Genomic DNA, 13,613 nt, shown 5'->3' with positions numbered 1-13,613 from the left:
CATGAATTATGTGTGCATACATTTTTGTAGTTCGATGCCAAATCATTGTAGAGACGTAGCAATGCTACGTCTCTACATACCCGTGAATTGTAAATTCATATCTTGATTCAGCAACGCCCGTTTTTTTATATCCATCACTCTGAATCTGATAACTGTTCGCTGTTCACTGATAATTGATTTTGTTATTTTTTCGGCTGGGCGGGTGCTGCTTGGTTTGGCTGGGCAGGTGCTGCTTGGTTTGGAGTAGGAGCGTTTGTTTTGGGAAGTGTCTGGATGTATTGTCTAGCCTCTGGAGATGGGAAAAATATTACTTGTTCCAGCCACTTGTCGTTTTTCTCCTGTAAGGTTTTAATGATTCCGTCCACATCCACTACTTGAATATCAGCCTTGGGAAATTTGGGCTTCACCTGCTTGAGCAAACTATCTGCATCTTGCTTGCTCATAAACACAGGAACATATTCTTTCTTGTCAGCTCCCAACTGAATAGGCACATATCCTTTATCTGGTGCAAATCTCACCAAAAAAGTAGGTACGCTTCTAAACTGTTTTACGTCTTGACCGCTTTGTTTAAGCAAATCCATTGCCCCCTGTATCTCTTTATCTACAGGTTTAAAGGCAAATAACAGACGGTTTGGTTGATTTTTGCTTTGCTGTAATTGCTGGTAAATTACTCCGAGGGGCACTGCTGTTACTTGCAGGCTTTTTAGCATTTCTGCTGTTTTCGGATCTTTGTCTTTAACATTCCGCAGCTGGTTAATGAAAGCCTGAGCTTCCTGCTGGCTCATATAAACGCCTGTCACCGAGCCACCCTTTTGTGCTTGTGCGTTTTGCCCTTCTAAAGGACGACTAAGCGGCAAACCTTGGGGATTCGTGATTAAAAATACTGGTACTGAATCCAGTTTTTCTTTTATTTGTTGTTCTGGTAATGCTAGTACTGGGACATTTCCGCTTAAAAATGTTGCTAGTAGAGTACTTCCCACTAAACCTAATGTTGTGCCCCAGCGAACCAATGATTTCATGACTGCTCCTAGCATCAATACTTCAATTTGAATCAAGTCAAATAAATGGTTGAATTGGCACAGAACCAACTAGTTTCTGTTATAGTATCCCTTTTTCCAGTTGACTGTGCTGTTTTGCGTTTGTCAATTTCGCTTCGAGATTGACTGCAAAATAATTTAGATAGATGCCTGTGATGTGTTGCTTTCAGATGCTGAAAAGTTTCTTGCTTCTGTAGGCGACAAATGTCATTTTATTGCTTACTATGCCATAGTTGACGCCACAGCATAATCAATCGTTCCACCTGCGACATTAAAAAATCAATGCTTAAATCGACACACATCCTCAAGGCAATTGAATTTGTCTGTTATACCTTAAAATCAATCCAGTAGCAAAACTGCAAATTTTTGTTTTTCAGTAAAAATAGGCAAGCGCAGTGCTAATCTAATCACCAGTAAGTTCCTAAATTAATTTCATATTAAAAATATGGTCAAATTTTGTTTTCTTATGAGAGAAATAGAAAACCCTAGAGGCATGTCATGACTCTAGGGCTTAATAAGTGAAAACATTAATATCGGGATGACAGGATTTGAACCTGCGGCATCCTGCTCCCAAAGCAGGCGCGCTACCAAGCTGCGCTACATCCCGGCTATGTCTCACTACAAGAAGTGTGGGAATCTTACTTTACTTCTTGCTTGTCACAAACCATAACAACTCACGCGCTACTAAGAAGAAATGCACAGTTGTAATTGTTATGCTATTCTAACACTACAAGGAAATGATTTGTATGTCAACCGCTTTTTTTTCGCAAGACGTGGAAAATTTCCGCACTTTTTATAATTATCGACTCAGTATGGCTTACTTTAATATTGGTCAGCGGCTGTATTTGTATTAGAGATTAAGTAGATCGGCACGAATAAAGTTAACTCGTAAGGGTCTTCATTTGTCATTTGTTATTTTTCATTGGTAAGGGTTTCAGCAATTTTTACACTCCTTAACATAGCTGCTTCTATTGCCACTTACCTGCTTATTGAGGATACCAAAACATACCTTTAATACCTTCTGGATCGGACATAAAACCTAAACTTCTGTAGAAGTCTACAACGTGAGGATCGGCAAATAGAGTGACATTGCTAATTTCTTCACTCCTCAGTTTTTTGAGTACGTATTTCATCAATGCCTTACCCAGTCCCCTACCTTGAAAGTCTGGATGAACTACTACATCCCAAATAGTGGCATTAAAAGCATGATCTGAAGTAGCACGGGCAAAACCAATGAGCCGCCTCTTGTTTCCTCGCACTTGCCACATTGAGGCTACGAGAAAACTATGCTCAATAGCTTTTTTGACTTTTCTTAAAGGACGGCGCGACCAACCGACAGCATCACAGAGTTCTTCGAGTTCATACAAATCAATATCTCGTTCTGTGCTGAAAACAATACGTTCACCACTGTAGCTGGAATCCCCTGCGGCATCCACTGTATGCTCTTCAAAAGGAGTCTTTCTATTTGTTGCGATCGGTTCAGAAGCACTAAACCAAGTTTTCCAAAAACCCATGCCTGCTTGGTTCGGGTAGTATAACTGAGTTGGTTTTTAATGAAAGAGTGTAGATTAAGGTTTAACTGAGCTATCCATCGTTGATATCCCTTACAATCTTTGCTTTTAGCTGTTGTTGAGATATCCAATGGCAGCTGTCAGTAAGCGCTTATTTCACACCAATCATTTTCAACTTTAGCATTTTGTGGTAAAGGCTAGGAGAAATTGACTAAAAGGGCAATAATCAACAGACGCAATTGTAAATAACACCGATGAACGCTTTAGATTTGATGACAGCAAGCAAGGCTTACTCCCAAAGATGGCTTCTGGTTTAAAATCTTCAACACTAGAACTCCTAAAGCGCTTTAACCGCGCTTTTCCTCAGTTTTATGAGCAATTTGTCAGCAGTGAGATTCAGCTGCAAAACTTGCGGTTAGCCTACCGTCTCTATAAAACCAGACGTGCCGTTATTGAGTTGAAACAGGAAGGTAGCAAAAGCGCTCTGCATTTTGCCTACCGCAACCAGTCGTTTCTCCTCAGTGATATATTTGGTGTGCTGGCGGCTTATGGGCTGACAATTCACGGTTTAAGTTTATACGGTCAGATTCGACCGCCGATGTTGGTATTTATCAAGCTGCTGGTATCTCGTGGTAGCAAAGCTCTGAGTGACAAGACCTCAGAAAATGTCTGCCGTGCTGTTCGAGAAGCTTTAGCAGGGCGGTTTGAGGTAGAAGAGATGCTAGCAGTAGAATTTAATCTTGATGCTGGCTTAGAGCAGGTACAAACCGAGTTCTACGTCGATCCGGTATTTCATCTCCCTGCCTTAGTAATAGAAGCTGATAACCAACCGGGATTATTTTATAAAGTCATGTACGCTATCTGGCAGGAAGATCTTTTGGTAGTAAATGCCAATCTGCTAGTTTGGCGTGGACGTACACGCTTAATTCTCTATTTGTTGGGACCGAATGAAAGCCTGATCCCGGAATACTTGGGTCACAAAATTGCTGAAGGAGTGCGGCAGAGATTACTGGGCAGATGAAAAAAGTTATTTGTCCTTTGTCATTTGTCTTTAATATTAAGTACCAATGACCAATGACCAATGACTATTGACTATTTCTATTCTGTCGCACCCGCTCTTAAGGGTACGATAGAAGTATGGCTACCATCGAAATATTGGGCGTTCCACACGCATACGAACTCACAGCTCCTACCTCCTGCCCCCATACTCTCGTATTTATCCACGGCTGGCTTAACAGTCGTGGCTATTGGCAACCTGTGATTTCCCGCCTGTCAGCTGATTTCCAGTGTCTATCTTATGATCTAAGAGGTTTTGGTGAGTCCCAGCCCAAGGCAAAAACCGGTTTTATTGATGATGGGGCTGCTTTTAGCCTGAGTTCCACCTACCGGACTGATTTTGTAAATCCCTTTGATTCTCTTTATACACCAGCGGCCTATGCACGGGATTTAGTGGCTCTCCTAGAACAGCTCAATATTACCAGTGCCTGGCTTATTGGTCACTCCTTGGGAGGTACGATCGCTCTTTGGGGAGCAGCTCAGAACACCGAACGTGTTCGGGGAGTTATCTGTATCAATGCCGGTGGTGGTATTTATCTAAAAGAAGCCTTTGAGCAATTTCGCTCAGCAGGTCAACGGTTTTTGCAAATCCGTCCTCGGTGGCTCAGTCAAGTGCCTTTGATTGATTTGCTGTTTACTAGAGCAAGTGTGGCGCGTCCCCTAGAGCGGTATTGGGCACGTCAACGAATGATTGATTTTATCGTTGCCGATCCAGAAGCTGCTTTGGGAACACTGCTTGAGTCTACAACTGAGGAAGAAATTAATCGCTTACCCCAGCTGGTATCTCAGTTAAAACAGCCGGTTTATTTCCTCGCTGGTGCTCACGATAAGGTAATGGAACCAAAATATGTTCGTCACTTGGCGAGTTTTCATCGATTGTTCCAATACTGTGGTGACAATGTCATCGAAATTCCTAATTGCGGACACCTGGCAATGTTAGAACAACCAGATCCGGTTGCCGATCGCATCCGCTCGATTATTGCTCAGCATAGTCACAGCGAGAGTGAGAAAGTGGGAGAACACGAGAGTGGGAGAGTGGGAGATAGGGAGAGAGGGAGATAGAGAGATGGAGAGATGGGGAGATAGGGAAGAAGGAAGAAGGAAGAAATTTTTTCCCCTTTCCCCTGTCCCCTGTCCCCTTTCCCCTTTCCCCCTAATGCTTATACAACTCCATCACCTGAGTTAGTCCTAGTCGAGACTGCACGCCAAGTGTTAAGGGTGAGGTATGACCACGGTTAAGATGGTCAGCAGCCGCACAGCCAATCATGGCAGCATTGTCGGTGCAAAGTTTCAGGGGGGGGAATAACACGCGGAGGTTATGCTGTGCTCCTGCTGCTTGTAGGTGTTCTCGCAGAGCACTATTAGCCGCTACGCCTCCACCAACAGCGATTGTATTTAGACCATAGTCGATCGCACAAGCGATCGCTCTTTTAGTGAGCGATCGTGCTACGGTATCCTGAAAACTTGCTGCCACGTCTGCCACTGGTACAGGCTGCTCTTGTTTTTCCAATTGCTGCACCAGTCGCAGCACCGCCGTCTTTAAGCCGCTAAAACTCGCATCATAGGGATGATACCCACCATGCGGCAGGGAAACTTTCCCTTCTGGCAGGCTAAACGCTTGGGAATTCCCTTGCTTTGCTAAACGGTCTATGACTGGCCCGCCGGGATACCCCAACTGCAACAGACGCGCCACTTTATCAAAGGCTTCACCAGCGGCATCATCACGAGTTTCACCTAGAGTTTGGTATTCACCACAGTCTTTGACGTAAATCAAGCTTGTGTGTCCGCCGGAAACGAGTAAGCTAAGGAAAGCAGGCTGTAAGTCAGGCTCACTTAGGTAAGTTGCATAAATGTGACCTTCGAGGTGATGAACTCCTAAAAAAGGCTTGTTATGTACTACTGCTAGGGTTTTGGCGGCAGTCAACCCAACCAGCAGCGCTCCTACCAATCCAGGGGCACAGGTGGCAGCGATGCCATCGATTTCTCTCCAGTCAAGTTGAGCTTGTTCTAGAGCTTGAGCGATCGCTCCATTGATTATTTCTAAGTGCTGCCTCGAAGCAACTTCCGGTACTACCCCACCATACTGACTGTGAACAGGGATTTGCGAGGCAATAATATTACTCATCACTTGACGATTGTTAACAATTGCCACAGCAGTTTCATCACAGCTGGTTTCTATCGCTAAAACAGTTGCCATTGTAGGGTTATGCCAAATAAAGACTAGTTTGAGAAACTTTAACTTTTATTGACTTCAACTTTACTCGGTTCACGGGCAAGAGTATGATTGCCATAGACTAAAAATCCCTCAAAATAACAGGAAAAATAGGCAAATATGTCAGATTAATACCTGCCAAAAGCCTTGTTTAACCTGGTTTAATTGTGGATTTCACCTCCACAAGCTTACAAAAGACCAGATAAAAAATTACGCATTTTTACTGGTCATCAAAAGCGAACACGCTTCTATAAAGTAGTCGGAAATGGAGCAAATCCTCTTCCGATCTTGGCTGTAGTAGTTCAGCCGTTGGGTATAGTTCCCATAAACATAAAATAAAGGTAACTTAAGTATTTACCTTTATTCTATGAAACTATAATGACTTCATAGTTGTGCAAATCACAATTGTACAAGCCGCTTCGTTTTGTACAAAAAAATATTTGTTTCGTCATAAAAGGAAACAATTCCATGCGACGCTTGTTTGCTTTGATTTTAGCGATTTGTCTTTGGTTGAATTTTGCTCCTTCCGCTAAAGCGTTAGGAGCTGACCTTGTGCCTTGTAGTGAATCTCCTGCCTTTCAGCAACGGGCACAAGTTGCTCGCAATACTACTGCCGATCCCAATTCTGGGCAAAAACGATTTGAGCGTTATTCTCAGGCGCTGTGTGGTCCAGAGGGTTTACCTCACCTAATTGTTGATGGTCGTTTGGATCGTGCTGGTGACTTTTTGATCCCCAGCATTCTCTTTTTGTACATTGCCGGTTGGATTGGTTGGGTAGGTCGTGCCTATCTGCAAACAATCAAAAAGCAGGGAGGCGATGTAGAACAGAAAGAAATCCAAATCGAAGTACCCTTAGCACTGCCCATCATGCTATCCGGCTTTGCTTGGCCAGCAGCAGCAATCAAAGAGTTGCTTTCTGGTGAATTAACAGCCAGGGATGAAGAAATTCCTATTTCGCCACGCTAGTTGAGTTTGGCCCATTCACTTTTTTGGAGATGAATTCATGGATAATCAAAGCCCTTTCTTTAAGTTTCTTAGCACTGCACCTGTCATCACTACAATCTGGCTGTTTATCACAGCTGGTATTTTGATTGAATTTAACCGCTTTTTCCCTGACCTACTTTTTCACCCGTTACCATAGATAGCTAACGGGTTTTAATTATTAAACGCGTGGTTAGTGGTTAGAATGTGTTGTTTGTTGGTAGTTGGTAGTTGTTTGAAGTAACAAACAACAATCAACAACCAACAATCAACAAATAACTAAATAAACAAGTAATCAAAATTATTTCTTTAAATTTTAAAATGCTGGAAACAGCATGGATTTTTCATATTTATAAAAACAGATAAAAATCACTAAATTAATTTTTTTAAACATACCTTTCAAAAAGCCTACTCAACTACAATTATTATTAATATAAAATATTGCCACCATACTGTCTTAGAGGCGAAAATAAAATATGGCGCAAGCAGTAGATGCATCAAAAAATCTTCCTAGCGATCCTAGAAATCGGGAGGTTGTTTTTCCCGCAAAACGCGATCCGCAGGTTGGCAACCTAGAAACTCCGATCAATTCTTCTCCTTTTACTAAGTGGTTCATTAATAACTTGCCTGCCTACCGTCAAGGTATTACTCCTTTTAGAAGAGGGCTAGAAATTGGCATGGCTCATGGTTACTGGCTGTTTGGCCCCTTCGCCAAATTGGGTCCCCTGCGGAACACAGTCAATGCCAACTTAGCTGGGTTATTGTCAACCATAGGTTTGGTTGTGATATTGAGTGCGGCCTTATCTTTGTATGCCAATAGCAATCCCCCCCAACCTGTTGCTAGCGTTACCGTACCCAACACTCCCGATGCTTTCCAATCTAAAGAAGGTTGGAGCAACTTTGGCAGTGCTTTCTTAATTGGCGCTATTGGTGGTGCAGTCACAGCATACTTTTTAACTACCAATTTGGCATTCATTCAAGGTTTTTTTGGTTAGTAGTTAGTGGTTAGTGGATAGTGGTTAGTGGTAAACAACTAACAACTAACTACTAACTACTAACAAAATTACAAAGGACACAGAGTAAAAGGCGTAAAGCTTTTACTTTGTGTCCTTTGTTGGCTGTTAGCCAAAGAAATTAGAGGTGTTTAAAAGTGGTGGTTAACTATCCAAATAAAGCCGCTTCAATAGAATTGAGGGCAGTTTCAAAATCGTCATTAACGATTTGAATATCAAATTCATTAGCAGCGTTAATTTCTTCTTGAGCGCGGCGCAAACGACGAGCGATCGCTTCTTCAGAATCTTGTCCGCGTCCCCGTATCCGCTTTTCCAATTCGCTGAAGGAAGGCGGCAGAATGAAAATGCTGAGTGCGCTAGGAAAGGAATGACGAATTTGTCGTGCTCCTTCTAGCTCAATTTCTAGCACAACCATTTTGCCAGAGCAAATTTGGTTGATAACAGGTTCACGGGGAGTACCGTAATAGTTACCAGCAAATTCTGCCCACTCCAAGAATTCACCAGCCGCCACCAATTGTTCAAATTTGCTGCGGCTAATAAAGTAATAATCTCTACCATCGACTTCTCCTGGACGAGGAGGACGAGTGGTTGCAGATACGGAGTAATAAAACTCTGGATGACGCTGAAGAAGCGATCGCATTAAAGTGCCTTTGCCCACACCGCTAGGCCCGGTCAAGACAACAAGCTTGCCAGGAGAAGAGCAATCTTTGGTAGTAGCACCACTCTGGATGGATAAAACTTGCATCATCCGCTCAATCTGTGAATCAATTAATAGACATTATTCATTAGTCACTAGCCTTTGTAAGTTGGTAGGGCGACTATATGACTGAGAAATTCGTAGCACGAGTGACAGAAAACTTGTCTAATTCACATGTTACTGTCGGCACGGCACAAAGGGGAGTAGATATTTTAACCCACCCCTGATTCAATTATCCACCACCTGATGATCGCGGGAAACCACGAAGCGATTCGCTACCGTTTCCGGTTGAATCGCTGAAAGAATAACATGGCTGGAATCAGTAATAATTACAGCCCTGGTGCGGCGACCGTAGGTTGCATCAATAAGTTGACCTCGATCCCGTGCATCAGTAATGATTCGCTTAATCGGGGCAGACTCTGGACTGACAATGGCAACTACTCGGTTGGCAGACACGATGTTGCCAAAACCGATGTTGATTAACTGAATGTCCATAAAAAACTGACACCAAGCGCGGTGTGAGAAGCTTAATCAGAACTATTTCCAATGTTATCCCTAAAGAATTGGAGTTACAACGCTTAATTTTACGCCAGCTTTTGTTTTTAGATAAGAAATGCTTTTTTTAGGTGTTTCTCAGCTAAGTTAACTCAAAATCTTCCCAAAGATATACACAATTCTAAATAAGTTAAACCACTGTCTAACGTGTATCTATTTAAAAAATAAGATAAAAGTATTTTCTTTTATATCTATATTGTTGTGAAGTTAATGTATGACCGACTACTTTGTAAGTCAGTTCTAAAGATTTATAAAATAACAGGTTAATTTAGATAGGCATTATTACGTTTAATCAAGTTATTTTATTGACTAGAGCTTTACTACCACCGACAATAGGAGCAGATTTGTTTTATACTATGACCTTTTGGTAAAATAAGCACTCTGATTATTGCAATTTTATATTTGCAAACCACATTTATTACAAATCAAAAGTAAAAATGCAGAAATCGCGCCAATCTAAGCCCTCATCTCAGCGACTATCAGCATTACGTTTTGCTGCTAGCTTAAATACTGCAACGGTGAGAATGACGATTCCCTTTGTATTGGCAGCTACCTTAATGACTAAGTATGTTATAGCAAAATCTACAAAATTATCTACTCAACAGCCATCAAACTCACTCACCGATCCTCAGCCATCTCTTCTATTGGTTTCTGCCACAACATCTAACCAAAAACCATTAAGTTTATTTACTACTCAGCAGCAGAGTTCTACCCAGTTCCCAGCAAAATCATCCAGTCGAAAACCATTAAATTTACGTGCTATTCGACCGCCACGTCCGGATTGGGCTATTGCTAAATCACTACCCATTCCTTCTCGTCAACTAGGAAAAGAATATTCAGAAGTTGCCTATAATCTCACTACATCTCCAGATTTCAGCCAGAGTCAAGAATTGCAAAGAATTGTTAACGATATTGTTAAACTTGCAACAGCAAAAGGTCTGCCTCGAAAAGATTTATCAATTACTTTGATAGATGCGAATACTGGTGAAACTGCGGGATACCAGCAAGATATACCGAGATATCCTGCCAGCGTAGTTAAAATGTTTTGGTTGGCAGTTTTATATGCCCAAATAGAGAACGGTATTTGGAACAATGAGGATGATTTTACTCCTTATATAGCAAAGATGATTAAGGAATCTGATAATGAAGCTGCTAGCTATATTGTTGACCAAATTACAGGTACGCGTTCTCAATCAAGACTCAAGAGTGCCAAGTTTCAAAAATTGAAAAATAAACGCCAACAACTTAATCGATTTTTCCAACAAGCAGGCTACAAACACATCAATATTAGTCAAAAAACATTTCCACTTTACTACCTCAATCTTTCCAGACCCAAGGGTAGTGAATTGCAAATGTTAGGTAAGACAGTTTGGAACTCTAACAAGATTACAACCAAACACGCAGCTAGACTAATGTACGAAATTTGTTATCTCAAACAGGCTGTTTCTGAACAAGCTAGTCAAAAAATGTGCAAATGGCTCAAAAGGGATTTAAATCCTGAAGCGTGGCAAGATCCGAATTTATATAGCTTTAATCCTGTGCGAGGTTTTTTTGGTCAGTCCTTATCTAAAGCTAATGTTAGTTTTCATTCTAAAGCCGGTTGGACTTCTCGCTCTCGCACAGAGGCAGCAATGGTTTCCACAGAAGATAATAAAAGTTATATTTTGACTATTTTTGCTCAAAACTCAGCATACGCCAATGACGGAGAAATTTTTCCTCAGATATCTCGTCTTGTTTATAAGCGTATGATTTATCGCAATACAAGACTGTAAACAAATGACATAAATGCATAAGCAAAATCTATTTGTGTGTACCCCCCTCATTTCCTCCTACAAGAGGGGGGAAGGCAGAGGAAAAACTTTTATTTATTGTGTATCTGCGGTCGATTTCTAAAACGTAAATTTTATCGTAGCTTTATACCATTTTGGATTTTGGATTTTAGATTTTGTAGCCACTGCGGTGGACGGGTATCCCGGCATAAAGCACGTGGCGTGATTGAGAAATCCTCCTGGGTATAGGTTATGTAAATCCATCTGTTGCAATCTTTTTTTCAATTGGTATTAATTCACATCAGGCGTAATAGTGTAATTACAGTTTTAATTACAAAAAAACAACCTCCCCAACTAGAGGAGGTAAATTACTTTGATTAATATTGTTAGAATATTCAGAATTTACCAATCGCCAAACATATCACACCCAGTATGGCGCTCATTACATAAAACACAGCAACAACTTGTAGTTCTGACCAACCAGAGAGTTCTAGATGATGGTGTAAAGGAGCCATTTTCAACAGGCGCTTCCCTTTTCCATCAGGGCCTTTTGTTGCTTTGTAATAGGAAACCTGTGCCATTACAGAAAGGGTTTCTACAAAGAAGATGCCACTGAGAATGAACAGTGCTAAGAGGCTGTTAGTTAGTAGTCCTACTGCTGCTAAAGCACCTCCTAGGGCTAGGGAACCAGTATCTCCCATGAAAACACGGGCTGGGTTACGGTTGTGTGCTAAAAAGCCCAAGCAACTACCACATAAAGCAGCACAGAAAATCATCAATCCAGGCGAAGTAGGAGCAATGAGCGCACCTAGGGCTAGCAATGCGATCGCTACTGTTCCTGCGGCTAAACCATCAATGCCATCTGTTAAATTAGTAGCATTACTTTCTGCCACTAGTACAAAGCCAGCTAAAGGCCAGAATAGCAAGCCCAAGGGTAGAGAGAAACCAAAGGGTAAAGCTAAATTTGTAATCTCAGAAGGTTGATTAAAAATCAGCCAAAGACAGAAAAGAGCAGCAAAACCAATCTGGAGAGCAAGTTTCATCTGTGGAGAAATACCTTTATTGGACTTGCGGCGCAAAATTTGCCAGTCATCGATCCAGCCAATTAACCCGTAGCTCAGTGTCAATGCAGAAACAGCGAGTACTTCTGTAGTAAACTTAGACAATACACAGGCAGCGATCGCTGCCACTGGGATAAAAAATATGCCCCCCATTGTTGGGGTGCCAGCCTTTTTCAGGTGGGCTTGGGGGCCATCTTCACGGATAATTTGCCCAGTTTTAAGTGCTTGCAGCATTGGTACTACAAAGAAGCCCACTGCTGCTGAAATTACAGCACTGATTAGTAACGGCAAGCTTAGCGAAGCCAATTGCCAAGGCGATCTATTCGCCATTGAATCGAAAACCAGTGCTGCGACACTTAATCCTACACCTAATAACGAGACTAGACCAATGCCAGAAATATTCAATCCCTGGTCAGGAGATAATTTAGCGTCCACGGATATTTCCCCTCACTCCACACTTGTACAACGGATGAACAGTTGGGATTTTTTAAGATAGAAACTCTCCAGCCTTTACAGGCTATTCTTCGTCTGGAACAATATCATCATCGTCATCGAAGTCATAATCGGCTATACCATCATCGCCACCCAAAAATTCAGAAATCTCCTCTTCGTTTTCTTGAGTGAAATCTGCTTCATGGGCATCACGGGCTATGAGACGACCGCTAGTCTGTAACCAGTCCAAAAGTGAGGACTCTTGCTTTAATGGTATTACAGCTGCGCGTTGGTTGCGGGGTTCTTCACGTAATGGAGAATTCAGCATATCTGACTAAGAGACAAGAGGGGCTATTGTAGCTTGACATTAAGAGTCTACCACTTGATACGGAAGATTTTAGTTAATCATTCAACTAGTTACTTCTGAAATCCGACAAATTTTTTTGAGTTTTACTATCAACGCAACATACAGTGATAGCAAATTAGTTATAAATACGGCGCTATACATAGGGCATCAACTTTATTCTTATTGTTTATTGAGACTAATACTGTTTGAGGTGACAGGTGATGTTGGGAAAAGCAACTCTTTTAGAAGCAATTGCTGGAAAAAATCGCGGTCTGTTGGCAACTGAGCAAGATAAACAAGCTATTTTAGTTGCGATCGCTAATTTGGAAGACCTTAACCCTACACCACGTCCAGTGGAAGCTGGTGATTTGCTGGATGGTAATTGGCGATTACTATATACCACTAGCAAAGCTCTTTTGAATCTCGATCGCTTTCCTTTGAGCAAACTCGGTGAAATCTATCAGTGTATTCGCGTTAATACTAACAGCGTCTACAACATAGCCGAGATTTATGGTTTACCCTTACTCGAAAGTTTAGTTAGTGTAGCTGCCAAATTTGAGCCAGTCTCCGGTCGCCGTGTCCAAGTCAAATTTGAGCGTTCGATTGTTGGTTTACAACGTTTAATCGACTATAACTCTCCTGACAGTTTTATCCAACGAATAGAAGCTGGTCAAAAATTTACTGCCCTTGACTTTCCTCTTAACAGTAACGAACAACAAGGCTGGTTGGATATTACCTATTTAGATAGCGAATTGCGGATAGGCAGGGGTAACGAGGGTAGTGTATTTGTTCTAACCAAGGCATAGGTTCACCATAATTTATTGTTCGCGACAAGAGGATATTCTAGGATTCAGGCTTTGTCAAGGAGGGTCTCACACCTTATTGGTGGGGCGTGGGGCATTGGGCATTGGGCATTGGGCATTGGGCATTGGGCATTGGGCAT

At 41.8% G+C, this 13,613-nt stretch carries 14 protein-coding genes and 1 tRNA gene; 7 read left to right on the top strand and 8 right to left on the bottom strand.

Annotated elements, in window-relative coordinates:
* Positions 1–182: 182 nt before the first annotated feature.
* The 3 genes from HXY43_RS19265 to HXY43_RS19255 form a co-directional block, all read right to left on the bottom strand.
* Positions 183–1,019: a Tic22 family protein gene (locus HXY43_RS19265; protein WP_290886206.1), complete on the bottom strand. Its 837-nt coding sequence runs from the start codon at positions 1,017–1,019 to the stop codon at positions 183–185.
* A gap of 551 nt (positions 1,020–1,570) precedes the next feature.
* Positions 1,571–1,644: transfer RNA gene (locus HXY43_RS19260), tRNA-Pro, on the bottom strand.
* A 379-nt stretch (positions 1,645–2,023) separates the two neighbouring features.
* Positions 2,024–2,551 (bottom strand): GNAT family N-acetyltransferase, encoded by a 528-nt coding sequence (locus HXY43_RS19255; protein WP_026733123.1) that lies wholly within the window; start codon positions 2,549–2,551, stop codon positions 2,024–2,026.
* A 298-nt stretch (positions 2,552–2,849) separates the two neighbouring features.
* Here HXY43_RS19255 and HXY43_RS19250 point away from each other — a divergent pair, with 298 nt between their 5' ends.
* Positions 2,850–3,569, top strand: a complete 720-nt coding sequence (locus tag HXY43_RS19250) for a hypothetical protein (protein WP_026733122.1) — start codon at positions 2,850–2,852, stop codon at positions 3,567–3,569.
* Between the two features lie 116 nt (positions 3,570–3,685).
* A complete protein-coding gene (locus tag HXY43_RS19245) occupies positions 3,686–4,666 on the top strand; it encodes an alpha/beta hydrolase (protein WP_290886203.1) in 981 nt (326 codons plus the stop codon).
* Positions 4,667–4,757: 91 nt separating this feature from the next.
* Here the strand turns inward: HXY43_RS19245 and tsaD are convergent, their stop codons facing one another.
* The gene (tsaD, locus tag HXY43_RS19240) at positions 4,758–5,801 is read right to left on the bottom strand and encodes a tRNA (adenosine(37)-N6)-threonylcarbamoyltransferase complex transferase subunit TsaD (RefSeq protein WP_290886201.1); all 1,044 of its coding nucleotides are present in this window, start codon (positions 5,799–5,801) and stop codon (positions 4,758–4,760) included.
* A 483-nt stretch (positions 5,802–6,284) separates the two neighbouring features.
* On the opposite strand from tsaD, the gene HXY43_RS19235 reads away from it, so the two are divergent.
* From HXY43_RS19235 to HXY43_RS19225, 3 genes are all read left to right on the top strand, one after another.
* Complete coding sequence (locus HXY43_RS19235) at positions 6,285–6,782, top strand: Photosystem I reaction center subunit III (protein WP_290886198.1); 498 nt, start codon at positions 6,285–6,287, stop codon at positions 6,780–6,782.
* Positions 6,783–6,819: 37 nt separating this feature from the next.
* Positions 6,820–6,957 carry a photosystem I reaction center subunit IX gene (gene psaJ, locus HXY43_RS19230; RefSeq protein WP_009459082.1) on the top strand — a complete coding sequence of 46 codons (138 nt, stop codon included), beginning with the start codon at positions 6,820–6,822 and terminating at the stop codon, positions 6,955–6,957.
* Positions 6,958–7,273: 316 nt separating this feature from the next.
* Positions 7,274–7,792, top strand: a complete 519-nt coding sequence (locus tag HXY43_RS19225) for a photosystem I reaction center protein subunit XI (RefSeq protein WP_290886173.1) — start codon at positions 7,274–7,276, stop codon at positions 7,790–7,792.
* Between the two features lie 166 nt (positions 7,793–7,958).
* Here the strand turns inward: HXY43_RS19225 and gmk are convergent, their stop codons facing one another.
* Entirely contained in the window at positions 7,959–8,558 is a 600-nt protein-coding gene (gene gmk, locus HXY43_RS19220) for a guanylate kinase (protein WP_026733118.1), read from the bottom strand.
* Between the two features lie 177 nt (positions 8,559–8,735).
* Positions 8,736–9,002 carry an extracellular matrix/biofilm regulator RemA gene (remA, locus tag HXY43_RS19215; RefSeq protein WP_026733117.1) on the bottom strand — a complete coding sequence of 89 codons (267 nt, stop codon included), beginning with the start codon at positions 9,000–9,002 and terminating at the stop codon, positions 8,736–8,738.
* A gap of 497 nt (positions 9,003–9,499) precedes the next feature.
* Between remA and HXY43_RS19210 the strand changes: the two genes are divergently transcribed.
* Positions 9,500–10,834, top strand: coding sequence for a serine hydrolase (locus tag HXY43_RS19210; protein ID WP_290886168.1), 1,335 nt, complete (start codon positions 9,500–9,502; stop codon positions 10,832–10,834).
* Positions 10,835–11,226: 392 nt separating this feature from the next.
* On the opposite strand, the gene mraY is transcribed toward HXY43_RS19210, so the two are convergent.
* A complete protein-coding gene (gene mraY / locus HXY43_RS19205; RefSeq protein ID WP_290886165.1) occupies positions 11,227–12,327 on the bottom strand; it encodes a phospho-N-acetylmuramoyl-pentapeptide-transferase in 1,101 nt (366 codons plus the stop codon).
* 82 nt (positions 12,328–12,409) lie between these two features.
* A complete protein-coding gene (locus HXY43_RS19200; protein ID WP_026733114.1) occupies positions 12,410–12,652 on the bottom strand; it encodes a DUF3134 domain-containing protein in 243 nt (80 codons plus the stop codon).
* 239 nt (positions 12,653–12,891) lie between these two features.
* Between HXY43_RS19200 and HXY43_RS19195 the strand changes: the two genes are divergently transcribed.
* Positions 12,892–13,476 (top strand): PAP/fibrillin family protein, encoded by a 585-nt coding sequence (locus HXY43_RS19195; RefSeq protein WP_290886162.1) that lies wholly within the window; start codon positions 12,892–12,894, stop codon positions 13,474–13,476.
* Positions 13,477–13,613: the final 137 nt, after the last annotated feature.

Source organism: Fischerella sp. (genome assembly GCF_013388695.1).
Lineage (GTDB): Bacteria > Cyanobacteriota > Cyanobacteriia > Cyanobacteriales > Nostocaceae > PCC9605.
The sequence above is the reverse complement of the archived record's forward strand: the minus strand, read 5'-3'. Positions and strand labels throughout refer to the sequence as shown.

What these genes read in the sequence shown, in the direction of transcription:
- gmk (WP_026733118.1), bottom strand. Translation starts at nt 8,558, where the DNA reads ATGATGCAAGTTTTATCCATCCAGAGTGGTGCTACTACCAAAGATTGC.
- HXY43_RS19225 (WP_290886173.1), top strand. Translation starts at nt 7,274, where the DNA reads ATGGCGCAAGCAGTAGATGCATCAAAAAATCTTCCTAGCGATCCTAGA.
- HXY43_RS19255 (WP_026733123.1), bottom strand. Translation starts at nt 2,551, where the DNA reads ATGGGTTTTTGGAAAACTTGGTTTAGTGCTTCTGAACCGATCGCAACA.
- psaJ (WP_009459082.1), top strand. Translation starts at nt 6,820, where the DNA reads ATGGATAATCAAAGCCCTTTCTTTAAGTTTCTTAGCACTGCACCTGTC.
- HXY43_RS19200 (WP_026733114.1), bottom strand. Translation starts at nt 12,652, where the DNA reads ATGCTGAATTCTCCATTACGTGAAGAACCCCGCAACCAACGCGCAGCT.
- HXY43_RS19210 (WP_290886168.1), top strand. Translation starts at nt 9,500, where the DNA reads ATGCAGAAATCGCGCCAATCTAAGCCCTCATCTCAGCGACTATCAGCA.
- HXY43_RS19265 (WP_290886206.1), bottom strand. Translation starts at nt 1,019, where the DNA reads ATGAAATCATTGGTTCGCTGGGGCACAACATTAGGTTTAGTGGGAAGT.
- HXY43_RS19195 (WP_290886162.1), top strand. Translation starts at nt 12,892, where the DNA reads ATGTTGGGAAAAGCAACTCTTTTAGAAGCAATTGCTGGAAAAAATCGC.
- tsaD (WP_290886201.1), bottom strand. Translation starts at nt 5,801, where the DNA reads ATGGCAACTGTTTTAGCGATAGAAACCAGCTGTGATGAAACTGCTGTG.
- HXY43_RS19245 (WP_290886203.1), top strand. Translation starts at nt 3,686, where the DNA reads ATGGCTACCATCGAAATATTGGGCGTTCCACACGCATACGAACTCACA.
- remA (WP_026733117.1), bottom strand. Translation starts at nt 9,002, where the DNA reads ATGGACATTCAGTTAATCAACATCGGTTTTGGCAACATCGTGTCTGCC.
- HXY43_RS19235 (WP_290886198.1), top strand. Translation starts at nt 6,285, where the DNA reads ATGCGACGCTTGTTTGCTTTGATTTTAGCGATTTGTCTTTGGTTGAAT.
- HXY43_RS19250 (WP_026733122.1), top strand. Translation starts at nt 2,850, where the DNA reads ATGGCTTCTGGTTTAAAATCTTCAACACTAGAACTCCTAAAGCGCTTT.